20 protein-coding genes are annotated in these 22,272 nt (G+C 63.0%); 4 read left to right on the top strand and 16 right to left on the bottom strand.

The window, feature by feature from the left end; all coding sequences use genetic code 11:
- Positions 1-4: 4 nt before the first annotated feature.
- A complete protein-coding gene (locus tag E2K99_RS25385) occupies positions 5-151 on the bottom strand; it encodes a hypothetical protein (RefSeq protein WP_158601263.1) in 147 nt (48 codons plus the stop codon).
- A gap of 245 nt (positions 152-396) precedes the next feature.
- On the opposite strand from E2K99_RS25385, the gene E2K99_RS25760 reads away from it, so the two are divergent.
- Positions 397-1,236 (top strand): hypothetical protein, encoded by an 840-nt coding sequence (locus E2K99_RS25760; RefSeq protein ID WP_240733829.1) that lies wholly within the window; start codon positions 397-399, stop codon positions 1,234-1,236.
- A gap of 17 nt (positions 1,237-1,253) precedes the next feature.
- On the opposite strand, the gene E2K99_RS01450 is transcribed toward E2K99_RS25760, so the two are convergent.
- From E2K99_RS01450 to E2K99_RS01470, 5 genes are all read right to left on the bottom strand, one after another.
- Positions 1,254-2,105, bottom strand: coding sequence for a carbohydrate ABC transporter permease (locus E2K99_RS01450; protein ID WP_039789561.1), 852 nt, complete (start codon positions 2,103-2,105; stop codon positions 1,254-1,256).
- A gap of 54 nt (positions 2,106-2,159) precedes the next feature.
- Entirely contained in the window at positions 2,160-3,083 is a 924-nt protein-coding gene (locus E2K99_RS01455) for a carbohydrate ABC transporter permease (protein ID WP_034331164.1), read from the bottom strand.
- A 103-nt stretch (positions 3,084-3,186) separates the two neighbouring features.
- Complete coding sequence (locus E2K99_RS01460; RefSeq protein ID WP_051057388.1) at positions 3,187-4,434, bottom strand: ABC transporter substrate-binding protein; 1,248 nt, start codon at positions 4,432-4,434, stop codon at positions 3,187-3,189.
- 211 nt (positions 4,435-4,645) lie between these two features.
- Positions 4,646-6,622, bottom strand: a complete 1,977-nt coding sequence (locus tag E2K99_RS01465; protein ID WP_134221105.1) for a beta-galactosidase — start codon at positions 6,620-6,622, stop codon at positions 4,646-4,648.
- Between the two features lie 61 nt (positions 6,623-6,683).
- Positions 6,684-7,829, bottom strand: a complete 1,146-nt coding sequence (locus tag E2K99_RS01470; protein WP_134221106.1) for an ABC transporter ATP-binding protein — start codon at positions 7,827-7,829, stop codon at positions 6,684-6,686.
- A gap of 417 nt (positions 7,830-8,246) precedes the next feature.
- Here E2K99_RS01470 and E2K99_RS01475 point away from each other — a divergent pair, with 417 nt between their 5' ends.
- Positions 8,247-9,269: a LacI family DNA-binding transcriptional regulator gene (locus E2K99_RS01475; protein WP_134221107.1), complete on the top strand. Its 1,023-nt coding sequence runs from the start codon at positions 8,247-8,249 to the stop codon at positions 9,267-9,269.
- A gap of 7 nt (positions 9,270-9,276) precedes the next feature.
- Here the strand turns inward: E2K99_RS01475 and E2K99_RS01480 are convergent, their stop codons facing one another.
- Positions 9,277-9,909: a TetR/AcrR family transcriptional regulator gene (locus tag E2K99_RS01480; protein ID WP_134221108.1), complete on the bottom strand. Its 633-nt coding sequence runs from the start codon at positions 9,907-9,909 to the stop codon at positions 9,277-9,279.
- A gap of 187 nt (positions 9,910-10,096) precedes the next feature.
- Between E2K99_RS01480 and E2K99_RS01485 the strand changes: the two genes are divergently transcribed.
- Positions 10,097-11,326: an arabinose transporter gene (locus E2K99_RS01485; RefSeq protein WP_134221109.1), complete on the top strand. Its 1,230-nt coding sequence runs from the start codon at positions 10,097-10,099 to the stop codon at positions 11,324-11,326.
- A 90-nt stretch (positions 11,327-11,416) separates the two neighbouring features.
- Here E2K99_RS01485 and E2K99_RS01490 read toward each other — a convergent pair whose 3' ends face one another.
- Entirely contained in the window at positions 11,417-12,505 is a 1,089-nt protein-coding gene (locus E2K99_RS01490) for a GGDEF domain-containing protein (RefSeq protein WP_121042444.1), read from the bottom strand.
- A gap of 551 nt (positions 12,506-13,056) precedes the next feature.
- Between E2K99_RS01490 and E2K99_RS01495 the strand changes: the two genes are divergently transcribed.
- Positions 13,057-13,467 carry a VOC family protein gene (locus E2K99_RS01495; RefSeq protein ID WP_034331147.1) on the top strand — a complete coding sequence of 137 codons (411 nt, stop codon included), beginning with the start codon at positions 13,057-13,059 and terminating at the stop codon, positions 13,465-13,467.
- A 151-nt stretch (positions 13,468-13,618) separates the two neighbouring features.
- Here the strand turns inward: E2K99_RS01495 and E2K99_RS01500 are convergent, their stop codons facing one another.
- From E2K99_RS01500 to E2K99_RS01535, 8 genes are all read right to left on the bottom strand, one after another.
- Positions 13,619-13,978 (bottom strand): 5-carboxymethyl-2-hydroxymuconate Delta-isomerase, encoded by a 360-nt coding sequence (locus E2K99_RS01500; protein ID WP_134221110.1) that lies wholly within the window; start codon positions 13,976-13,978, stop codon positions 13,619-13,621.
- A gap of 113 nt (positions 13,979-14,091) precedes the next feature.
- A complete protein-coding gene (locus E2K99_RS01505; protein ID WP_121042449.1) occupies positions 14,092-15,069 on the bottom strand; it encodes a threo-3-hydroxy-L-aspartate ammonia-lyase in 978 nt (325 codons plus the stop codon).
- 75 nt (positions 15,070-15,144) lie between these two features.
- Positions 15,145-15,807: a helix-turn-helix transcriptional regulator gene (locus tag E2K99_RS01510; RefSeq protein ID WP_134221111.1), complete on the bottom strand. Its 663-nt coding sequence runs from the start codon at positions 15,805-15,807 to the stop codon at positions 15,145-15,147.
- Positions 15,808-15,942: 135 nt separating this feature from the next.
- A complete protein-coding gene (locus tag E2K99_RS01515; RefSeq protein ID WP_134221112.1) occupies positions 15,943-17,019 on the bottom strand; it encodes a saccharopine dehydrogenase family protein in 1,077 nt (358 codons plus the stop codon).
- Between the two features lie 165 nt (positions 17,020-17,184).
- Positions 17,185-17,649, bottom strand: coding sequence for an Lrp/AsnC family transcriptional regulator (locus E2K99_RS01520; protein ID WP_088755819.1), 465 nt, complete (start codon positions 17,647-17,649; stop codon positions 17,185-17,187).
- Between the two features lie 114 nt (positions 17,650-17,763).
- On the bottom strand, positions 17,764-19,014 hold the full coding sequence (locus E2K99_RS01525; RefSeq protein WP_134221113.1) for a phospholipase D-like domain-containing protein: 1,251 nt from the start codon (positions 19,012-19,014) through the stop codon (positions 17,764-17,766).
- A gap of 31 nt (positions 19,015-19,045) precedes the next feature.
- A complete protein-coding gene (locus E2K99_RS01530) occupies positions 19,046-19,690 on the bottom strand; it encodes a MotA/TolQ/ExbB proton channel family protein (RefSeq protein ID WP_039787660.1) in 645 nt (214 codons plus the stop codon).
- A gap of 66 nt (positions 19,691-19,756) precedes the next feature.
- On the bottom strand, positions 19,757-22,201 hold the full coding sequence (locus E2K99_RS01535; protein ID WP_134221114.1) for a TonB-dependent receptor: 2,445 nt from the start codon (positions 22,199-22,201) through the stop codon (positions 19,757-19,759).
- Positions 22,202-22,272: the final 71 nt, after the last annotated feature.

Below are 22,272 nucleotides of genomic sequence, written 5' to 3' on the forward strand. Positions count from 1 at the left end.
CAGTTCAGCCACCGGTGTACTGGTGGAACAGGTGGCTGAACAGCCGCGTCAGGTCCTTGAACAGCATCGCCCCGCCGCGTCCGGCGTGGGCCTCGACAGTCATGCTCAACATGCCGATGAATACGGCCAGGCGCAGGGTGGTGGTATGCATGATGTTCTCCTTGGGTTGCGGTGTCGATGGAGACATCGTGCGCCGCTGCCATCACGGCCGTATGTCAAAAAACCACGCGCGTATTTCAGCTGAAATATTTTCTTTTTCCTGTCAGTGATTCGTCAGTCACGCGACGCGCAGCTCGGCTATATTCTCGCTGGATGGCAGGCCTGAGGCCCGCCATCGAGGGATGCGACAACGAGAACGACAACACGCGCGGGCGCGCAAGGAACATCGGGGATTTCATGTTGAGAATGCTTGTATGCATGGCAGCCTTGCTGCTGAGCGGTTGTGCCTCCATCACGGGCACGCAGACGCAACCCGTTTCGGTTCAGGCCACGCAGGGCAACCAGATCATTTCCGGGGCCAGTTGCACCCTGACCAACGATGCTGGTCAATGGTTTGTCAAAACACCCGGCAGCGTGACGATCAAGAAGAGCACTGCCGACCTGATGGTCGAATGCGCCAAAGATGGCGTGGTCGGACAACAGAAAGCAGTCTCCCGTGCCAATACCAACGTCTGGGGCAATGTGCTTGCAGGCGGGTTGATCGGTTATGCCATCGACCGCAATAGCGGTGCCGGTTTCGATTACCCTGATTCCATCACCGTGATTCTTGGTGGCAAGCTGGGAGTGCTGCCCTCTGCCGGTATCGCCGGGGGCACGGCCAGCTCGGAGCCGAGCCCGCCGGACGGCCGCTGGCGCGCTGTCATGTCCTGCGATGCCAACCGCTTCAACAAGGATTCACAGCCCTTCCAGGCCAACTTCAACGCCCAGGTGGACGGCAACCGTGTGGTCATCCGACGGCGCAACAAGATTGCCGAAGAAGTGATGTCGGGCACCATCTCCGGCGAGTCCCTGAGCCTGGCCGGGATGGGTTACCGGCTGGAGAACCCGGCCAATTCATGGACCTTCAAGATTGACGGCGTCTTCATGGGCAACGGCAAGATCTACAACGGCAAAGGCGCGCAGCTGGCCAAGAATGGCACGACTGCACGCCTTTGCACGGTACTCATGATCCACACCGATGTGCCGCCCCCGGTACCACCGCAAACGCCCGAGGCGGGCGTCGCGACCCTGCAGTAAGCGCGGGCCGCGATCCTTCAGCCCTTGCTGGCCCCGAAGGTCAGCCCGGCCACGAATTGCTTCTGCATCACGAAGAACAGGATCACCGAAGGCAGCGCTGCCAGGATGGAGCCGGCCGAGACCAGGTTCCAGGCCGTGGTCCATTGTCCGCGCAGCGCCGCCACGCCCACGGTGATGGGCGCCACGTCATCGCCCTGGGTCAGCACCAGCGCCCAGAAGTAATCATTCCATACGAAGGTAAATACCAGCACCGCCAGCGCGGCCAGTGCCGGGCGAATCAGCGGCAGCACGATGCGATAGAACACGGTCCACTCGCTGGCCCCTTCGATGCGCGCCGCCTCGATCATCTCGAAGGGCAGCTGCTTGATGAAATTGCGCAGGAACAAGGTGCAAAATCCGGTCTGCATGGCGATATGAAACAGCATCATCCCGGTGATGGTGTTGAACAGGCCCAGCGACAGCGACAGGTCGCGCACCGGAATCATCAGGATCTGCTGCGGCACGAAGTTGCAGGCCACGAAGGTGGCGAACAGCACGGTGTTGCCACGGAACTGGTAAGTGGACAGCGCAAAGCCGGCCATGGCCGCCAGCGAAATCGCACCGATCACCGAGGGAATGGTGATGAGGCAGCTGTTCCAGAAGTAATGCAGCATGGGCGAGGCGGTCAGCGCCTCGCGGTAATTCTCCAGCATGGCGAAGTCCTGCGGCCAGCCCCAGTAGTTGCCGGCCATCAGTTCATCGTTGGAGCGGATCGAGGTGACCAGCGCGGTCAGCATCGGCAGCAGCCAGATCAGCAGCGCCACCGGCAGCGAAGCCCGGTAGAGCGCGCGGTTGATCGGCTTCCATTTTTCTATCGGCATGGGGAACATGGCGATCTCTCTTTTCTCTTGAGCGTTGGGCGATGGACGTGCAGCGACGGATGATCAGCGTTCGTCGCGCAGCATGCGGCGCAGTTGATAGATGATGTAGACCAGCATGATGGCAAACAGCGTCACCGCCACGGCCGCCGAATATCCCTGGCGGTAATACTTGATGGCCTGGTCATAGGCGTAATACGCCAGCACGGTGGAGCTTTCGTAAGGACCGCCGCTGGTCATCACCGAGATCAGGTCGAAGCTGCGCAGCGCGCCGATGATGCTGACCACGAAGGCCATGAAGGTGGTCGAACGCAACTGCGGCAGGATCACGTAGCGCAGCATGCTCCAGCCCTTGGCCCCTTCCATGCGGGCGGCTTCCACCTGGTCATGGTTCAGGGCGGTGAGACCGGTGAGGAACAGGATCATGCAATACGCCGTCTGCGGCCACAGGGCGGCAAAGATGATGCCGAAGGTGGCATAGCGCGCATCGCCCAGCACCGGCACGCCCTGGCCCAGGATCAGCGACAGCAGGCCGAAGCTGGGGTCATAGAACCAGCTGTAGATCAGCCCGACCACCACGCCCGAGAGCACGAAGGGCGCGAAGAACAACGACTTCACCACGCGCATGCCGGCCACTTTCTGGTTCAGGTAGAGCGCGATGGCCAGGCCCATGGGCGGGGCCAGCAGGAACATGAGCAGCCACAGCACGTTGTTCTTCAAGGCCGTGTAGAAGGTCGGCGCGTGGAACAGTTCGATGTAGTTGGCCAGGCCCACGTACTTGGGAGCGGTCATGCCATCCCAGCTGAAGAAGCTGAGATAGATCGTATAGAGAATCGGGTACAGCACGTAGACCAGCGTCATCACGCAGGCCGGCGCCAAGAACCAGAAGGCGGCGCGATTGCGGCGGGCGGCACTGCGCTGCGGGCCGGAGACCGGCGTGGCAGCAGGTTGGGTCGCAGGCGGCTGCGCGGCGGATGTGGGCGCTAGCATGGCGGGGTCTCCTTCTTTTTCTGCGGGCCATTCCGCTGCTGCACGGGGCAGGCGGCATGGCCCGGATGGACTGCCTGGAGCAGCCAGGCATCAACAACGACGATCAGGACTTCTTGTAGATGCGCTTGCGGCTTTGTTCCAGCTCGTTGAGCACGTCATCGATCTTGGTCGGGTCGCTGACGAACTTCTGCATGCCCTTCATGCCTTCATCGGCCATTTCCTTGGTCATGTCGCGATCATAGAACTGCGAGATGCCGCCCTTGGCGTTGGAGAGGATCTCGAAGCCGATGCGCGAGATCGGATCGGCCGGGGCCGGCGACTTGCTGTTGGCCGGCAGCGAACCCAGGCCATCGGCCAGCTTGGCGCTGATGGCCGGCGTGCCGACGAAGGCGATGAAGCGGCGCGCATCGGTCTTGTTGCGGGCCTTGGCCGGGATGTGGATGGATTCGGTCGGACCTTCCTCGGCGGTCGGCACATTGGCATCGATGATGGGGAACTGGAAGTAACCCATCTCCGGTGCCAGCTTGGCCGGGAAGCCCTTGGCGATGAAGGTGCCCATCAGCATCATGGCGGCCTTGCCCTGGAACAGGAAGGGCTGGGCACCATCCAGGTCATAGGACAGCGCATTGTCGATGAAATACTTGTTGTCGATCAGGCTCTTCCAGGCGGTGTAGACCTTCTTGACGCGCGGGTCGGTGTAGGCGACGTCGCCAGCCATCAACTGCTGGTGGAAGGCGTTGCCGTTGATGCGCAGGTCGAGGTAATCGAACCAGCCGGCCAGGGTCCAGGCGTCACGGCCACCCACGGCGATGGGGGCGATGCCGGCGGCCTTGAGCTTCTTGCAGGCCTCCAGGAATTCATCCCAGCTCTTGGGTTCGGCAGCGATGCCGACCTTCTTGAACAGGTCCTTGCGATAGAACATGCCCCACGAGTAATACACGGTCGGTGCCGAGTATTGCTTGCCCTGCCAGGACGAGGCTTCCTTGGTGGAGGCGTAGGTGCTGTCCCAGCCGTTCTTCTTCCAGTCTTCGCTCAGGTCTTCCAGCAGGCCGCGGCTGGCGTAGAAGGCCATGCGTTCGCCGTTGTGCCAGTTGATGATGTCCGGGGCCTGGGTCGAGAGCCAGCCCGGCAGTTGCACCTTGTAGGCTTCTTCTTCGATGAAGGAGACCTTGACGTCGACGTCCGGGTTGGCCTTCTTGAATTCATCGACCGTGGATTGCCACACGGTGCGTTGCACGGCGCCCTTGTAGGCGATGTTGACGGCCAGCGTGCCGGCCAGGGCGGCGGCGCTCCAGGCGGCGGAGGCGGCCAGGCAGCCGGCGATCACGGTCATGCGCATCATTTTCTTCATTGTTGTCTCCGAATGTTTGGTTCAGGCAGTTGAAACCATTGAAACCGCTAAACAGTTTATAAAGTTTATAAAGTCTAAAAGTTCTAAAAAGTTGATACGGCTGTGTCGTGGATATTCCAGGTTCTTCCAGGTTCCTGCAGGTTCTGTCGCCTGCTCGTGCACGGCTGCCGCAGCCGCCGTGCTGTCTTCCAGAGTGAGGCCGGCGTGTTGCTTATCCTTGCGTACGCGGACGATAAATCGCCACGCCCTGCGGTTCCAGCGCTGCCTGTCCGACCAGGAACTGCGCGCCGTCAGCATGCGGCAGCGTGATCGGTGCGTCACTGTAGTTGAAGGCGAACTGCAGGCCGCCGCGCTGCTGCAGGCGCAGGCCTTCCGGCAGACGTTGCGGAGCCAGTCCGGCGGCGCGCGCCACCTGCTCGAAGTAGCGCGTGGTCAGCCCGGCATCGAAGATGCCAGCCAGGTAGTGCGCACGCTCCTTCTGCACGATGGCGGGATGGCCGTCAGCGAAGGTGGCAATGGTCTGCAGGCCGTCGCCATCGGCTTCGATCAGGTCGCGCCAGTAGCGGGCCTGGCCTTCTTCCGTACCGAACCGTACTGTTTCGCTGACGTTGGGGCGCATCGATTCCACGCGCCATACGCGCATCGGCAGCAACTGCTGCAGCGGGCCCGGCGGCAGGGTCGAAGGAATCTGCAGCGATTTGGTCTTGGAGCCGCTGCGCGGACCGAACACCACCTGCGCGCCACTGTCTGCGATGCGGCCCGGCAGGTCGTCCGGCACGATGGGCAGCGGCGGCACCACGATCATGGCGTAGCCTTGCAGATCGGCGTTGAGCGGGACGATGTCCACATCCAGACCCAGCGAACGCAGGGTCGAGTAATAGTCGAAAGCGAAATGCGCATATTCGAAATCGATGCCCTGGAAATGGATCTCGAAGAGCCACTTGGCATCGTAGTCGAACAGCAGCGCCACTTTGCCGCGCGGTTGGGCCAAGGCACCGTTGGCGTTTTCCACCGCGATGATTTCCTGGGCCACGCGTTCGGCTTCGGTACCGCCCACATCGAGGCGATTGTCAGGACGGTTCAGCCCGGCGTGCAGTTGCTCCTGCGCGAACGGGCACTGGCGCCAGCGGAAGTAGGAGACGCAGCCGGCACCATGAGAGAAGGCTTCCCAGCTCCACAAGCGCACCATGCCGGGCAGCGGGGCCGGATTCCAGTGCGCCCAGTTCACCGGGCCGGGCTGCTGTTCCATCACCCAGAACGGCTGGGCCGACATGCCACGATACAGGTCGTGGTTGAAGCTGGCGAAATCGGGATGGCCGGTGCGCAGCCAGCGGGCCTTCGTTTCGGCGTCGTACCACATCACTTCCAGCGCACCCAGCGGGTAGCTGTCCCAAGTGGCGACATCGAGGTCGGCCGCTACCGGATAATGATCGAACTCCAGGAACATCTGCATGAAGTTGTGCACCATCAGCCGGCCCGGCGAGAGCGGGCGCAGGATCTCGACCTGCATGCGGTTGTAGCGCACCACTTCGTCCGAGGCAAAGCGGCGATAGTCCAGGCGATGAGAGGGATGGGCCTCGGTGACGGTGCCGACGGGCGCATCGATTTCGTCGAAGCTGCGGTATTCCATGCTCCAGAACACGGTGCCCCAGGCGGTATTGAGCGCATCGATGCTGCCATAGCGCTGGCGTAGCCACTGGCGGAAGCGGCGCTGGGCCGAGGGCGAATAGCTGACCACGGTCTGGTGGCAGCCGTATTCATTGTCCAGCTGCCAGGCGGTCACCGCCGGATGCTGGCCGTAGCGTTCGCCCAGCAGGCGCACGATGCGCTGCGATTCTTCGTAATACGAGTCCGAGGAAAAATCATAATGGCGGCGCGAACCGAAGGCGCGTTCGCGGCCGTTGGCATCCACCGCCAGCACGTCATCGTGACGGTCGATGAGCCACTTGGGCGGGGTCGCGGTCGGGGTGCACATCACCACTTCCAGGCCGTGGCTGGCCAGCACCTCGATGGCGCGGTCCAGCCAGTCCCAGCGCAGGTCGCCGGGCGAGGGCTCGATGCGGCTCCAGGCGAATTCGCCGATGCGCACCTGCTTGATGCCGAGCGCCTTCATGCGCTGGGCATCGCTTTCCCACATGGCCTCGGGCCAATGTTCGGGGTAGTAACAGACTCCCAATCGTAACGACATGATCGTGGTTCCTTAGCGGTAGTGAAGCGTCAAGAGAAGAGGGCGCGTGCGCACTGCCTGATCAGGCTGCGGCGGCCAGGCCCGGATGAACTTGTGTGCGCGCCAGTGCCACGCCGTCCGCATCGAACAGGTAGGCGCAGCTGGGCGCGACCGACACGCGCAGGCGCTCGCCGCGCGCGATGTGGGCATCGCCCGGGGCCTTGGCCACCAGCGGCTGGCCGGCCGGCTCGTCCAGGTGCACATAGGTCTGCTCGCCCAGGCGCTCCACCAGCATCACTTCGCGGGTGATGCCGTACTGGCCCTGGCTGCCGATTTCCATGTGTTCGGGGCGCACGCCCAGGGTCACCGGCTGGCCCGGCTGCACCGGCCCCTTGGCCGCCACCAGCAGGGTTTCCTCGCTGTGCTGCAGGCGGATCAGGATGCCGTTCTCCTGCGCATTCACCACCTGCGCGGGCAGGAAGTTCATGCGCGGCGAACCGATGAAACCGGCCACGAAACGATTGCGTGGATGGTGATACAGCTCCATCGGCGCACCGACCTGGGCGATGCTGCCGAAGCGCTGGGTATCGGCACCGGCATGCAGCAGCACGATGCGGTCGGCCAGGGTCATGGCCTCGACCTGGTCGTGCGTGACGTAGACCACGCTGGCCTGTTCGAACTGGCGATGCAGGCGGGCGATCTCGATGCGGGTCTGGCTGCGCAGGGTGGCGTCGAGGTTGGAGAGCGGTTCGTCGAACAGGAACACGCCGGGACGGCGCACGATGGCGCGCCCGATGGCCACGCGCTGGCGCTGGCCGCCGGAGAGTTCCTTGGGCTTGCGCTGCAGCAGTTCTTCCAGCTGCAGGATGCGCGCCGCTTCGCGCACCTTCTGCTCGATCTCGGCCTTGGGCAGCTTGGCCAGGGTCAGGCCGAAGCTCATGTTTTCATACACCGTCATGTGCGGGAACAGCGCATAGCTCTGGAACACCATCGCTACCGAACGCTGCGCCGAAGGCACATCATTGACGCGCTTGCCGCCGATGAAGAGATCGCCGCTGGTGAGATCTTCCAGCCCCGCGATGCTGCGCAGGAGCGTGGATTTGCCACAGCCGGAGGGGCCCAGGAAAACACAGAATTCATGTTCGCCAATGTCGAGATCGACATTGCGGATTACCGGCGGTGCGTCGCCGTAGGCTTTTTGTGCTGCACGCAAGCTGATGCTGGCCATCACGTTTTCCTAGCAGAAATGGATTGCAGGGCAGGGCACCACGAGGCAGGTGCGGCGTCAGGTTAAGCGCTTAATCAAGTGACCCAAAAAAAAGATCGCCTGAGTTTCCTGTATGCAATCGGGGGTTGTCTCCACGTCGTTGTTCTGAGCGTGTTGCCGTGTTGGGTTGGCAAATATTTTGGTCGATCATACCCATCTTGGATGGCCTCTGCAACAACAATCCTGTAACGAAAAACTGCCAGCTTTTTGTCAGGATTGCGGTCCTCTGAAGGAGTGGGGCGCGGGTGAACAATGCGTAAATCATTTCCGCAGCGGCTGCACGACGCGTCTTCAGTTTGAGCAGCGCGGCCCGCGTGTGCGCGTTGACAAGCCCGTCATAAGCGGTTTGAATGCGAGGGCTTCCAACTCCATGCACCCATGACCACCTTATCCGAAGTTGCCCGTCTGGCCGGTGTCACCTCGGCCACTGTGTCCAATGTCCTGCGCCAGCGCGGCAAGGTCGGCGAGCAGACGCGCCAGCGCGTGCTGGAGGCGGTCGCCCAGCTCGGCTATCGTCCGCACCTGACCGCACGTGCGCTGGCCGAGGGGCGTGCGCCCACGCTGGCGCTGGTGGTCTCCAGCATCGCCAACCCTTTCTATCCGGAATTCGCCCTGGCGGCCGAGCGTGCGGCGCGCGAGCGCGGCCGCTTCCTGATCGTCTGCAATACCAACGACGATCCCGACACCGGCCGCGCCTACCTCGACCAGATCGCCGGAACGCTCTCCGACGGCGTGCTCATCATGAACGCCAACCTGCCCATGGACGAGCTCAAGAAGACCGAGCGGCGGGGTGCCCCGGTGGTGCTGTGCATGTGGGAGAAACCGGACGCCCCGCCCGAGCTGCCCTGCATCGCGGTGGATTTCTATGCGGCTGGCGCGACTGCCGCGCAGCACCTGCTGGGGCTCGGCCATCGTCACATCGGTGCGCTGGTCGGCAGCAAGAAGAGCGGCATTCATGCGGAACGCTATCGCGGCTTCGTCGAGGCCTGTGCCGCTGCCGGCGTCAAGCACACCTTGCAGAGTGCGCGCTACATCGGTGATACGGTCGAGGCGGGGTATCAGGCCACCATCGCGCTGTTGCGCGAGGAGCCACAGCTCACGGCCATCTTCGCCAGCAATGATCTGCCGGCACTGGGTGCGATGAACGCCATCGCCGACCTCGGGCTGAACGTGCCGCGCGATATCTCGGTGATCGGCATCACCGACATCCAGTGGGCGCGGGTCTCGCGACCGGCGCTGACCACCGTGGCGGTGCCGACGGAAGAAGCGGCGCGCATGTCCATCGACCTGCTGCTGGCCTTGATCGAGGGCCGCAGTCCCTCGCCCGTGATGCGGGTGACGGCGACACCGCAGCTGGTGCAGCGTGCTTCCACGGCGGTGCCGCGCAAGCGCAAGGTGTGAGTGCGATTCAGCGCGGCTGCAGGCTGTCCAGATAGGCGCAGAACATGTCAGCCATGGCCTCGCCATGGGCGCGTATTTCCTTCTCAGGCAGCGTGCCGCGCGAAAGATGTTCGCCCGCCGTGGTGAGCGTGGTCATCATCAATTGCCCCGCGCGTTTGCGTCGTGGTGCGGACACTCCCGGCAAGGCTTCGCGCATGAATTGCGCGATGATGCCGTCCCAGTCATGGCGCATTTCTTCCGCTTCGCGCGCATCGCGGTAGAGCGGTGCGGCATCGGCCAGCGCCATCCGTACCTGGGCCTCTTCGAATTCGCTGCGTAAAAAGGCATGCACCAGTTCGCGCAGGCGGCGTGCCGGTGGCTTGTCCGTCTCCCGCAGCAACTGGCGCACCATCGCCGTTGTCTGCTGCCACTCGTCGGCCTGCAGGCGAAACAGGATGGCCGCCTTGTTGGGGAAATACTGGTACACCGATCCCACACTCACGCCCGCGCGCTCGGCCACGCGCGCCGTTGTGAAACGCGGCGCACCTTCGCGCAGCAAAACCTGAACAGCAGCTTCCAGGATGGCTGCCACCAGCTCGGTGGAGCGGGCCTGTTGCGGTGTCTTGCGCAGGGAAATCTCGGGGCGGCGGGGCTTGTTCATGGGGAGAAGGGGGAAGAGGCGAAGACGTAAATGGAATGCGACTAGGAAACCTGACGAATCCGTCACATACTGCCATTCGACGGAATATGACGGATTCGTCGCATTCTACTGCGCAGCGTTCCTGCCATCAACGGGACTTCCGCAACATTCCCGAGTCCACCCTTCACAATTTTCTTCGAGGTTTCCCATGAACGGAAAACAGGCAGACCCGCCTCTCTCCATCCCGCCGGCCACCGTCGCCGGCACCGGCACATCAGTCCTGCAGGCGCTTGCACCGCTGACGCTGGCCGTTTTCATCGCCTTTCTCACCATCGGCCTGCAGTTGCCGGTGCTGCCCTTGCACCTGAAGGAAGCACTGGGCATGAATGCCACCGTAGTGGGTGTGGTGGTCGGTGCGCAATTTGCAGCGGCGCTGCTCTCGCGCGCCTGGGCCGGCAACGTGGCGGATCTGCGTGGCCCCAAGCGCGCTGTCGTCGGCGGCTTCGTGGCTGCGGCGCTGTCGGGATTGATCTATCTGGCCTCTCTGCTCTGGCTGGACCAGCCGGCCATCTCGGTGGCGGTGCTGCTGGCGGGACGCGTCCTGCTGGCCCTGGGCGAGAGCCTGGTCATCACCGGCACCATGGGCTGGGGCATCGCGCTGGTCGGGCCGCAGCATGGCGGCAAGGTGATGGCCTGGCTCGGCATCGCCATCTATGCAGCCATGGCCGGCGGTGCACCGTTGGGTGTGGCCGTCAGCAAGGCCTGGGGATTTGCGGGGATTGCCGGTGTGAGCGTGCTCTTGCCGATAGTGGCGCTGCTGGCGGTCAGCCCCTTGCGTGGCGTAGCGCCCGGTGCCAGCCGCCGCACGCCCTTTTACCAGGTGCTGGGTGCCGTGTGGCAGCCTGGCCTGGGGCTGGCATTTTCCAGCGTCGGCTTCGGCGTCATCACGGCATTCATCGCCTTGTTGTTTGCGGCACGGTCGTGGGGGGATTCCTCGCTGGCCTTCACCAGCTTCGGTGTCGCTTTCATCGTGGCACGCCTGTTCTTTGCCCATCTGCCGGACCAGATCGGTGGCGCGAAAGTGGCGTTGGTGTGCGTGGTCATCGAATTGCTGGGCCAGTTGCTCATCTGGCAGGCCGACAGCAGCTGGATGGCCTATGCCGGTGCTGCGCTGACGGGCTTCGGCTACTCGCTGGCGTTCCCCGGTTTTGGTGTGGAAGCGATGCGCCGCGCACCACCGCAGACGCGCGGCCTGGCCATGGGGGCGTATGTGGCCTTCCTGGATCTGTCGCTGGGCATCACCAGCCCGCTGGCCGGTGCGCTGGCCAGCCATGCGGGGGTACAGAGCGTGTATCTCGCGGGAGCCGTGGTGGTAGGCTTGTCGATGCTGGTGGCGCTCTCTCTGCTTTCCAAACCGCCTGCCAGTCAAGGGCGATGAGAGCTCGCTACGGCCCATAAAAAATCGCCGCTGTTTTCACAGCGGCGATTTTCGTTTCTGCGCCAGCGTCAGCAGCGGCAAGCAGCGAGCTCATGCATTGCGCGGATTGCGCCCATGCTTGCGCTGATACATGGCCTGGTCAGCCGCATGCAGCAAGGCGCTGAAGTCGCACATTTCCGAAGGCGTCACGGTCGCCGCGCCCAGGCTGATCTCGATGTCGGTGTGCGGCCACTTTACGCGGGCCACGGACTGCTTGATGCGTTCCGAGACCTGCATGGCACCGGTCTCGTCGGTATCCGGCAGGATCAGCGAAAACTCGTCGCCACCGTAACGCGCCAGGAAGTCGCTGGCCCGCAACGGCGAGCGCAGCACGCGCGCCAGTTGCACCAGCAGCGCATCACCGGCCGGGTGGCCATAGGTGTCGTTGTATTGCTTGAAGTAGTCCACGTCCACCATCAGCATGGTCAGCGGACGGGCATTGCGCAGATGGCGTGTCCATTCTTCGCGCAGGCGCGAATCGAAACTGCGGCGGTTGCCGATGCCGGTCAGGGCATCGGTCATGGTCTGCTGTTCCAGCTTCTGCATGGCGCGATGGCTGTCGATCTGTGCTTCCAGCTGGCGTGCCAGTTTCTGGAAGGCGTCACGTTGTGCCGGGGTCAGGGTGCGCGGTACGCGGTCCATCACGCACAGCGTCCCGAGGATGTCGCCATTGCCCGACACCAGCGGCACACCCGCATAAAAACGCACGGCCGGATTACCGCGTGCCAGCGCACTGGTGGCAAAGCGCAGATCGCTGGACAGGTCATTCACTTCCGTAATCTGGCCCGGCGTACGGGCCGCCATTTCGCACAGCGAGAAGTCGACCGCATTGCGCATCACCCCGGTCTGGCCGGGGAAGCGCCACCACTGGTTGCGGGCATCGCCACGGCCATTGTTGACCGACAGGTAAGGATGCTGCAGGCCGATGTCGGCGTGCAGCTGGCTGAACATGCCCATGGGCGTGCCGCAGACGCTGGAGGCCAGCGAGATGAAGTCGGACAGGGCCGGTTCCAGCCAGGCATCGGCGTCACTGTCGGTGTGCGCAAGCTCGATGCGCTGGGAGGCGTTGTCCGTCATGGCGCGATGCGCAGCTTGGGTCCGCTTGAAAATGGAGCGTTCGGGAGTGTACTGAGCGTGCAAATCTCGAATGTTCATGGCGCGATACTCGTGAGGGTTGTGTTGCGTTATGTTTGGTCGCCGTCAGCGCAGTGGACTGCAGTGGGGAGGACGGCGTGGCATAGCGGTGTGCAAGTGGAAATATTTTTCTTTTTCTTCGCCACACACCATGTTGCCCTGCGACATCAAGGTAGCAGATCGAGTTCGGAAGTAAACCGATTTGGAACATCCTCTTACAATTTATACGCGTTCGTAGCGCAAACGATGCTATTCCGATCACATACAAACAGCTTGGCTGATCATGCTGACAATTGACGATTTATTAGTCTCTTACCGGCGATATGTAACATTAGTTTTTTCGCGTTGAAATGAACATCGGACAGCACCACTTTCGCGTGTCAGCGGATTCTTATATTGCTCTGCAATATGTCGGGGGAAAGGCGACGGAAGGGCGTCGCCACACAGCGACATAACGCTGTCGCCACAAGGAGACGATTAATGCTTGCCAAGCGCGATGGTCGTAAATAAACTCTGCCGTTCCTTGTTTGATCCGATCAACGTTTTTGAAAGCAGAGATGTCGACCCAGCCCAAAGCAGGCGCAGTCCTGTTCGCCAAAGATGTAGCCCGCCTCGCCGCGTTTTATGCGCAGGTGCTGGCGGTGGTTCCCAAGCAGGCCCAGGCCGAGAAAGTAGTGATCGAAGCCGAGGATTTCCTGCTGGTGATTCATGCGATTCCGCAAGCCAGTGCAGCTACGGTGGAGATCACTTCGCCACCGGTGCTGCGCGAGAACGTGCCGGTGAAGCTGTTCCTTCCCGTGCGTTCGCTCACCCACGCCCGACTCGCCACGCAGCAGCTCGGCGGTGGCATGAAAGCGGCCGAGGCCGAATGGAGTGGTCCGGATTTTCGTGCCTGCGATGGCTTCGATCCGGAAGGCAACGTGGTGCAGTTCCGCGAATTCCTGCGCGAACCCGCACTGGCATCCTGAAGCTCGGATGCACTGACCACGCACGGTCGCGCGGCATCACAAGAACAATATCGCGCACCTGTCGTGCACCAGCAAAAAAAGCCGCCCGGTCTGCACCGTGCGGCTTTTCGTTTTGAGGGCCGCGCCGTGATGGCGCAGGCAGGCCCGCAGCTTATTGCAGGGCGAGCTTGAAGTAGCTCTCGCGCTGCATGTCCACCACTTCCACCGTGAGCTGTACCTGCAGATCCTTGGGCCAGCTCTGGTCCTTCTGGAGTGCCGCGCCCAGCAGGTCGGATATCTGCTTCTTGTCTTCCAGCGTGCGGCCGGTCAGGATGGCCAGGCGCACCGCCACGAAGGCACGTTTGGCCTCCGGTGCGGTACCGACCAGGTAGTTGTCCAGACGCACGGCACGCGCCTTGATGGCGTTTTCTTCAAAGTGTCCGCTGGCCACCAGTGCCTGGTTCAGCTTGAGCAGCGTCGGTTGCACATCGAGGGCGAGATTGCCGGTGTATTCCAGTACGAGATGGGGCATGGTGTTTCCAGTCCTTGTGGGTGAGTGGAGGGATCAGCATTGAATGATGAGGGCTCAACACTGTAGGCCAAAACGAAGTCGCGTGCGATCGGGCTCACTGATGCGCCCGATAATCAGGACAAATAACCCGACAGCTTGCCCAGGTCGATGTTGCCGCCGCTGATGATGACGCCCACGCGTTTGCCCTGCAGCTGCTCCTTCAGCTTGCGGGCGGCGGCAAAGCCCAGGCAGCCGGTCGGCTCGACCACCATCTTCATGCGCTCGGCAAAGAAGCGCAGGCCGGACACCAGCTCGGCATCGCTGACGGTGTGGATGTCGTCCACCAGCTGGCGAATCACGTCGAAGGTGTACTTGCCCAGATGCTGCGTCTGCGCGCCATCGGCGATGGTTTTGGGCGTATCGATATGCACGATCTGGCCCGCGCGCAGCGACTGCTGTCCATCGTTGCCGGCTTCCGGTTCGACGCCATAAATCTTGCAATCGGGAGACAGTGCCCGCGCCGCCAACGCCGCACCGGACAGCAGGCCGCCGCCGCCGAGGCAGACGAAGAGCGCATCCAGCGGACCGGTTTCCTGCAGCAGTTCCAGCGTGGCCGTGCCTTGCCCGGCCATCACGTGCGGATGATCGTAGGGCGGGATGAGCGTCATCTTGCGCTCGGCGGCCAGGCGCGCACCGATGGCCTCGCGGTCTTCGGTATAGCGGTCATACATCACCACTTCGGCACCATAGCCGCGCGTGGCGGCGACCTTCGCTGCCGGCGCATCCTCGGGCATCACGATGACGGCGGGAATGCCCAGCAACTGCGCGGCCAGCGCGGTCCCCTGCGCATGGTTGCCGGAGGAGAAGGTGATGACGCCATGCTTGCGCTGTTCGCTGTCGAACTGCGAGAGCGCATTCATGGCACCGCGGAACTTGAAGGCCCCCATGCGCTGGAAGTTCTCGCACTTGAAGAACAGCTGTGCGCCCACTTCGGCATCGGCCGTGCGCGAACGCAGGACGGGCGTTCTGTGCGCCCACGGCTTGATGCGTTCGGCGGCCAGCAGGACATCGGCGAAGCTGGGGGATTCGGTAGCGCTGGAGACGGGGATCATGAGGTTTCCTTCAAGTGGGATGGAAAGAGACAGTGACGATGAACATGACGGAGAGCAAGCGCGCGAGGGCCGCGCTCACTCCTTCTCGTCGTTGTAGACGGTGGCGCGCGAGACACCCAGATGCGCGGCCACGATCTCGGCCGCGCGCCGGATATCCAGGCAGCCGGACTGGCGCAGTTCACGCATGAGCTGGCGGCGGTCTTCGGCCTTGAGGCTGCGCGGCGTAGTCGACAGCCGTGCGGCAAAGGCATCGATGCGGCTGCGCAGGCCTTCGGCACCGGCCGGCTCCAGCGTTTCAGCCACGCGCACGCCCTGGTCGATGCCACCGAACTGGCGCAGCATGCCCTGCAGCGCGCCGAACAGGGTCAGGTCGATGTTCATGCACAGCGCGGCCACGTATTTGCCATCGGCATCCTTGATGCCGATCGAGGTGCTCTTGGCTTGTCGCCCGTCCGGCAAGGTGTTGGCGTAATTGGTGAGGACCTGCGGATAGCTCTCGTCGGCGATGCGCGCCAGACCCAGTTCGGTGGTGGCGTCGCCGACCTCGCGGCCGGACAGGTTGTTGTGCAGGGCGACGATGGAGTGATCCGCATCGCGCAGGTCGTGCAGTACCACTTCGCAGAACGGCGCAAAGGTCTCGCCCAGACCTTGCGCTACCTGTTGCAACTGTGAAAGCAGCAGGGCGTGGTCGGGACGGTCGGGTTTCTTTTTGCGGGAGCGGGAAGTCATGTGAAACATATTATCTAACTTTAGACAATATGTATATATTCATGTTCTGCCCGTCATGCCGCCTCCGCCAGCCGTCCCCTCTGGATGAATCCAGCCAGGACGGTGCGGCACGATTTCCCTTAACCGTCCCGCTCGCAATGCGCATCAGGCATACACTGCGCCAAATCGGTTGCCCAGCAGCTCCGGCAAGCCGATCTGTTCCTGCCGGATGAAGCCGCGTGCGGGCAGGCGGCCTGCACGGAACAGGTCCAGCGCCGCGCAGACGCCGGCGGCGGTGCTGGTCTGGATGGCGCTCTCGCGCCGGCTCGCACGCTCTTGCGCGACAATCTTGCGGGTAAAGACTTCCTGCATCAGCTTGCCCGCGCGCAGCCCGCTCACGGTGACGAATACCAGCACCACATCCTGCAGCGTAGCCGGCACGCTCTTGCGCAGGATGTCCTTGAGCAAGGCCGGATCATGCCGCAGCCCGAGATCGCCCAGCAGGAATTTCATGCGCTGCTGGTGGCCGGGGTAGCGCACCGACTTGTAGTCGAGATGGCGCACCTTGCCGGCCAGCGTCTCGCACAGGCTGCCCAGCCCGCCCGAGGTATTGAAGGCCTCGTACTCCACGCCCTCCAGTGAAAAGTGTTCGAGGTCGGCCAGGGGATCGACCATCACCCGCTCGCCGTCGCGCAAGGCTTCGCAGGGATGGCAGTACTCGTTGATGAGCCCGTCCACGCTCCAGGTCAGGTTGTATTTCAGTTCGTTGGTCGGATACTGCGGCAGCGCACCGACCCGCATCTTGATCTCGTGTACTTCCTCAAAGCTGGCAGCGAGGTGGTGTGCGGCAATCCCGATGAAGCCCGGGGCCAGCCCGCATTGCGGCATGAAGGCGCAGGGCGCGCCCTCGGCCAGCGCAGCGATGGCGCGGGTCGCCTGCACATCCTCGGTCAGGTCGAAGTAGTGGGTGCCGGTCTGGCGTGCCACCGTGGCCACGCTGATGGCCATGTGATAGGGCAGGGCATTGATGACCACGTCGGCGCGCTGCAGCAGTGCCGCCAGGGCCTGCGGGTCGGAGGAGTCGACCACGGCCTTCTCGGCATGCACGCCCGCGATGGCCTGCAAGGCCGCGGCATCGTGGTCGGCGATGGTGACGTTGTAGTCGCGGCCCTCGCCGCATTCAGCCAGCAGGCGGGCGATGGTCTGGCCGATATGGCCGCAGCCGAGGAGGACGGTACGCATGACGGGCTCCTGAATCAAAGTGGATACGATGATTCATTCTAGGAAGCCGCCGTGACGGACACCATTACCAGATCGTCAGAAAGTAGCGCAGCTTTCGTCACTTTGCAGTGCGCTTTCGACATTATGTAGCGTTGCCAGTGCAATCCGGCGAAATCCGCGTGCTTTTCAACGCGTCCTGGCGGCATCTCCCCGGTCGATCTTGCGGGCCAGCACCACCGAGGTGGTGGTCTTGAGCACGCCTTCCATTTCGCCGATCTGGTCCAGGATCTTGTCCAGTTGCTCGGGCGTATTGACGCGCAGCCAGGCCACGTAATCGTATTCGCCGCTGACCGCGCAGAGCTGGTGGACTTCCGGAATGCGGCCGAAGCGGCGGATGACGTCGCGCCCGGCGCGCGGCTGCACGGTCACGCCCACGTAGGCCTGCAGGCTGGCGTCGACCACGTCGCGCCCGAGCTTGAGGGTATAGCCGCCGATGATGCCGGTCTGTTCCAGCCGCTCGATGCGGGCCACCACGGTGGTGCGCGCCACACCGAGGCGGCGGGCGATCTCGGCCACCGGTTCGCGGGCGTTCAGCTGCAGGATGGAAAGGAGTTGACGGTCGATGTCGTCGAGTTGGTCCAGCCTGGTCATCCCGGTTCTCCTGGTCGATGCTACACAATGACGAAACAACGCTACATTTCGTCAGTGTAGACCAGCAGGCAGGGAATCGCGGAAGCGGTGTTCAAACAGCGCTTCCTGGTCGAATCATTCCGAGGCGGGCTTGCCCTTGGCCGGTTTCGGATACAGCTTCAGCACATCGATGGGGTGGGCATAAGCCGAACTCCAGGTCTGCTCATGCAGGGCCGCCACGCGTTGTGCCATGGCAGCGTCATGCAGCACCACTTCCAGATTGCGCGAGTTGTCCAGATAACCGCCGGCCCAGTTGCTGGTACCGACCCAGGCCACCTTGCCATCGATGCTCATGGCCTTGGTGTGGATCACCCGGGCGAAGGGGATGAAACCGCTGCTGGCCTGCGGCAGGGTCACGATGCGGATCTCCACGTTGGGCAGCACCGCCAGGCTTTGCAGGTAGCGGATGGCGGGGGCCTCGGTGTTCCAGTTGGAGACCATCAGCTTGATCTTCACGCCCCGCGTGGCCGCTGCGCGCAGGGCATCATCGATCACGGCGTAATAGGGCCGGGTGTGGTTGGGACCATAGGAGAGCGGCGCATAGTCCAGCAACTGTACCCGCACTTCCTGTTGCGCTTCTCCGATCAGGCGTACCAGTTCGCTTTGCGAATCGCCCACGCCGGGCGGGTTGTAGGCATTCGGGCTGGCCACGAGGTAATTGCCGCGCGCCACATCGGCCGGGACCACGCTGCGGTTGGTCATGACCGGGGTTTGCCCGGCGGCGATGGCCGCCTGCGCCGCCCAGTCGATCTCGAAGATGGCCTGCACCTGCGCTGCCACGGCCGGGTCGGTGATCTTCAATCCGGTTTCGTGGATGTGCGAGAACGAGCGCCAGTCGAAGTTCTGGCTGCCCACATAGGCGCTGCGGCCATCGACCACGAAATACTTGGCGTGGATGATGCCGTTGCCGGTCATGCGGGAATAATCGATCTGGCGGAATTCCAGGTTCGGGATGCGCTTGAGCTTCTCGATGGTGGCCGGGACCGAGGCGAACTCGCCCTTCTTTTCCATCAGGAAGCGGATCTTCACGCCGCGCCGTCCGGCCGCCTCCAGGTGCGCCATGATGTCATCGAGCGCCTCGCCATCCTGCCCGGCCACGTAGAACTGGCCGAACACGATCTCGCGCTGCGCGCTGTCGAACATTTCCTTCCACACCACGGCCGCATCGCGCAGGTCCGGCGTGGCCAGCGTGGTTTCGCGCGGCACGGTGTGGACCAGTTCGAAACCGGGAATGGCGAATTCGGCCTGGACCGGTGTGGCCAGCGAAAGAACCAGCCCGAAGGCGGCAGCGAGACGAAGCAGAAGACGGCGTGGCGCGAGGGTCATGATGTCGGCAAGGGAGAAGTCAGTGTGGCGCTCAGGCGATGTGCAGCTTGCCCTGCGGCTGCGGGCTGTGTTGCGGCTGCGGGTTCAGGCGGCCGACGCAGGCGCGCAGCATCAGGACCTTCAGATGATCGTTGATGCGCTCGATGCGTTCCTGGAACAGGTTGAAGAAGAACATGCCGACCACCGCAATGCCGATGCCCAGAGCCGTCGCATACAGCGCCGTACCGATGCCCTGCGACACCTGGCCCGGGTCCGACACGCCCTGCACCGCCAGTGCCTTGAAGGTGTCGATGATGCCGAGGATGGTACCGAGCAGGCCCAGCAGGGGCGCAGCGGTCACGATGGTATCGAGGATCCACAGGCGCTGCTGCACTTCGCCGCGCTTGGCAATGTAGACCGACTCGCTGAAATCTTCCAGGTCCTTCTCGGTATGCAGGTGATGCTTCTCGGCCAGGATGTCCGACACCAGGGCCAGCGGCAGGCTGGGACGGGTGGTCAGTTCGGCCGGCAGTTCCTGCAGATGCTGGACCGCGTGCGTCATGGCGCGCTCCAGGCCCGTGGCCTGGCGCATGGTGTAGCCGAAGAACAGGCCGCGTTCGACGATGACGAAAATGGCCAGCGCCGCGCAGGCGTACATCAGGTAGAAGGCCAGTTCGTGGAGTAGTTGCATGTTCATGCTTGCCTCTCTTGCAGTGATGGGCGGCCCGTGTTGCAGGTGCGGGCCGCCCGGTTCAGGCCGCGATCAGAAATCCGCGGTCAGGGTGACGGTGAAGGTGCGCGGGGCACCGATGTAGAGCGATGGATCGGTGCCAGGGATGCCGTTGACCGCCACTGCGTTGGTGGTGAACTGGCTGCCGCTGCCGCCGTTGAGGTTGAGGTACTGCTTGTCGAACAGGTTGTAGACGTTCAGGCGCACCGTCGGCTTCTTCAGCCAGGTGGTGGACGCGAAGGTCATGCCGGCACCGGCGTTGAACAGGGTGTAGCCACCCAGTGCATCGTCGTTGACCAGCGTGGTGTAGCGGCGGCCGGTGTACTTGGCCTGGCCGAACACGTACCAGCCATCCTGTTGGTATTGCAGCGACAGGCCCGACAGCCAGTTCGGCGTATCCGGGAATTCCTTGCCCGAGGTCGGCAGGAACTGGGTCGAGCTGTTGCGCAGGTCCTGCTTCATCTTGCTCTTGATGTAGGACAGCGAGCCATACATCGACAGGTTGCGGGTGAAGGCGTAACCGGTTTCCAGTTCCAGGCCGTGCGAGCTGGCGTCGCCGACGTTGTAGTCGGTCTTGTTGTTGGTGTCCGGGTTGTAGGCGCTGGCGATGCGGTTGTGATAATCGATGTAGAACAGCGAACCGGAGGCCATCCACTTCTCGGTGTTGTAGCGGTAGCCGAGGTCATAGTTCCAGGAGGTTTCCTTGTCCACCGGCACTTCGCGCTGGGTCGCCCCGACCAGCTGGCCGTTGACGATGGTGCCGCCCGAGAGCAGCCCGAAGTAGGAGAAGTTGCCCGGCGCCTTGAAGTTCTTGGCGGCATTGAAGAACACCGACTGCTTCTCATCGAGCTGGAAGCGCACGCCCAGGCTGGGCAGGAAGTCGGCGTAGTTCTTCTTGACCTTGTAGTAGCCGGCGCTGGAATAGCTGTTGGTGCCGCTGGTGGAACCGGTGCTCGGGTAGTTGGTGAAGTCGCGGTCGATGGAGGAGTAGCGGCCGCCGACTTGCACGTTGAGCTTGTCGTTCATCATGCTGATGCTGTCCTGCAGGAAGATCGACTGCGCCGTGCTGACGGTCATGGTGTCGCGGTACTGCAAGATGGAGCCATCGGCATTGCGCAGCCACTGGTCCGAATTGTCCTGCCACAGGTCGGCGATGTTGCCGTTGTTGTCCACGCGGCTGAAGGGGCCGGTCTGCTGGTGACGGGCGCGCTCGACCCAGTAACCGGCCAGGATGCGGTGGTTGTCCAGCTGCTGGTTGAACTTGAAGGTCACGCCCGGACGATAGGTGCGGGTGCGGCTGCCTTCGTAGGCGTAGACCGTATCGAGACGATCGCCGTCGCCGTTGACGTCGCGTGCGCCGCCACCAAGCTGGCTGGCGCCGGTCACGCCGCCTTCACGCACGGTCTGCAGCTGGTTGCCGCCGGTGCCGAAGCCGTACCAGAAGTAGGGATCGATATCCAGGCTGGAGGTCGGGCTCAGCTGGAAGTGCGCATTGATGGTGCCCAGCCAGTTCTCGAAGGGATTGAGGTTGTAGGCGTAGTACGCGTTGTTGGCGATGTTGGCCGCAACGTTGGGGGCATAGGTGGTGTCGTTCTGCGCGGTACCGGCCACTGCGGGCTGGTGCTGTGGAATGGTGCTGCCGAAGTCGGCATTGCGGCCCAGTTGGGAGATCTGGGTCTTGGTCAGCGAACGGTAGTTGTTGTTGAGCTGGCGGTTGTAGAGCAGGTTGGCGTTGATGAAGCTGCCCTGGCCCAGGTCGAAATTGGTGCCGATGTCGACGTGATCCTTGATGGCGCCGCCCGGTCCCTTGAACTTGTCGGCAGTGGTCTTGGAGTACGAGATGAAGAACTTGAACTTGTTGTCCAGCAGCTTGCCCGAGTCGAAGCGCACATAACGCTTCCACAGGCTGTTGGAGCCGAAGGCATTGGTCACGCGGATGCGCTGCTGGTCTTCCGGTGCGCAGAAGGTCATGCCGATGTTGCCGCCGGTGGCGCCCACGTGCGGGGCTTCGGTGTCGGTCGAACCCTGGGTCACGAAGATGTTGCACAGGTTGTCGGGCTCGGTGTACTCCTGCGGATAGACCGCGAAGTTGCCGGAGTCGTTGACCGGTGCGCCGCTGATGGTGAAGCCCAGCTGGTCGCTGTTGAAGCCGCGCACGCGGATGTTGCCGCCGAACAGGCCCGAGCCGTCGTTGTCGTAGGTGTTGACGCCGGGCAGCAGGTTGATCATCTGGTAGGGCGTGCCGGTGGGCGATTGCTTCTCGATGTAGTCACGGTTGACCGAGCTGCGCGCCTTGGGCGAATCTTCCGCCTGGATCAGGCCGGTGGCTGCAGCCGTGCCGGCACTGGCGCTGCCGCCGCCCTGCACGGTCACGGTGCCGACGTCAGTGGTGGTGGACTGGGCGAAGCTGAAGGCCGGTGCGCCTGCCATGAAGAGCCCGGATATCAGCAAGGACAGCCGGGTGAGTTTGCATTGCATGTCGTGTTCCCCTGGGTTTGTTGAACTGCGTGTCGAAATCGTTGCGCCCGGTGCGCGCCCTCTGCGTTCTG

Origin of the sequence: Herbaspirillum huttiense, assembly GCF_004367745.1 — a bacterium.
Taxonomy (GTDB): Bacteria; Pseudomonadota; Gammaproteobacteria; order Burkholderiales; family Burkholderiaceae_D; genus Herbaspirillum; species Herbaspirillum huttiense.

What these genes read in the sequence shown, in the direction of transcription:
- E2K99_RS01525 (WP_134221113.1), bottom strand. Translation starts at nt 19,014, where the DNA reads ATGACCCTCGCGCCACGCCGTCTTCTGCTTCGTCTCGCTGCCGCCTTC.
- E2K99_RS01460 (WP_051057388.1), bottom strand. Translation starts at nt 4,434, where the DNA reads ATGAAGAAAATGATGCGCATGACCGTGATCGCCGGCTGCCTGGCCGCC.
- E2K99_RS01475 (WP_134221107.1), top strand. Translation starts at nt 8,247, where the DNA reads ATGACCACCTTATCCGAAGTTGCCCGTCTGGCCGGTGTCACCTCGGCC.
- E2K99_RS01505 (WP_121042449.1), bottom strand. Translation starts at nt 15,069, where the DNA reads ATGATCCCCGTCTCCAGCGCTACCGAATCCCCCAGCTTCGCCGATGTC.
- E2K99_RS01515 (WP_134221112.1), bottom strand. Translation starts at nt 17,019, where the DNA reads ATGCGTACCGTCCTCCTCGGCTGCGGCCATATCGGCCAGACCATCGCC.
- E2K99_RS01465 (WP_134221105.1), bottom strand. Translation starts at nt 6,622, where the DNA reads ATGTCGTTACGATTGGGAGTCTGTTACTACCCCGAACATTGGCCCGAG.
- E2K99_RS01535 (WP_134221114.1), bottom strand. Translation starts at nt 22,201, where the DNA reads ATGCAATGCAAACTCACCCGGCTGTCCTTGCTGATATCCGGGCTCTTC.
- E2K99_RS25385 (WP_158601263.1), bottom strand. Translation starts at nt 151, where the DNA reads ATGCATACCACCACCCTGCGCCTGGCCGTATTCATCGGCATGTTGAGC.
- E2K99_RS01470 (WP_134221106.1), bottom strand. Translation starts at nt 7,829, where the DNA reads ATGGCCAGCATCAGCTTGCGTGCAGCACAAAAAGCCTACGGCGACGCA.
- E2K99_RS01530 (WP_039787660.1), bottom strand. Translation starts at nt 19,690, where the DNA reads ATGAACATGCAACTACTCCACGAACTGGCCTTCTACCTGATGTACGCC.
- E2K99_RS01485 (WP_134221109.1), top strand. Translation starts at nt 10,097, where the DNA reads ATGAACGGAAAACAGGCAGACCCGCCTCTCTCCATCCCGCCGGCCACC.
- E2K99_RS01520 (WP_088755819.1), bottom strand. Translation starts at nt 17,649, where the DNA reads ATGACCAGGCTGGACCAACTCGACGACATCGACCGTCAACTCCTTTCC.
- E2K99_RS01495 (WP_034331147.1), top strand. Translation starts at nt 13,057, where the DNA reads ATGTCGACCCAGCCCAAAGCAGGCGCAGTCCTGTTCGCCAAAGATGTA.
- E2K99_RS01510 (WP_134221111.1), bottom strand. Translation starts at nt 15,807, where the DNA reads ATGTTTCACATGACTTCCCGCTCCCGCAAAAAGAAACCCGACCGTCCC.
- E2K99_RS01500 (WP_134221110.1), bottom strand. Translation starts at nt 13,978, where the DNA reads ATGCCCCATCTCGTACTGGAATACACCGGCAATCTCGCCCTCGATGTG.
- E2K99_RS01450 (WP_039789561.1), bottom strand. Translation starts at nt 2,105, where the DNA reads ATGTTCCCCATGCCGATAGAAAAATGGAAGCCGATCAACCGCGCGCTC.
- E2K99_RS01480 (WP_134221108.1), bottom strand. Translation starts at nt 9,909, where the DNA reads ATGAACAAGCCCCGCCGCCCCGAGATTTCCCTGCGCAAGACACCGCAA.
- E2K99_RS25760 (WP_240733829.1), top strand. Translation starts at nt 397, where the DNA reads ATGTTGAGAATGCTTGTATGCATGGCAGCCTTGCTGCTGAGCGGTTGT.
- E2K99_RS01455 (WP_034331164.1), bottom strand. Translation starts at nt 3,083, where the DNA reads ATGCTAGCGCCCACATCCGCCGCGCAGCCGCCTGCGACCCAACCTGCT.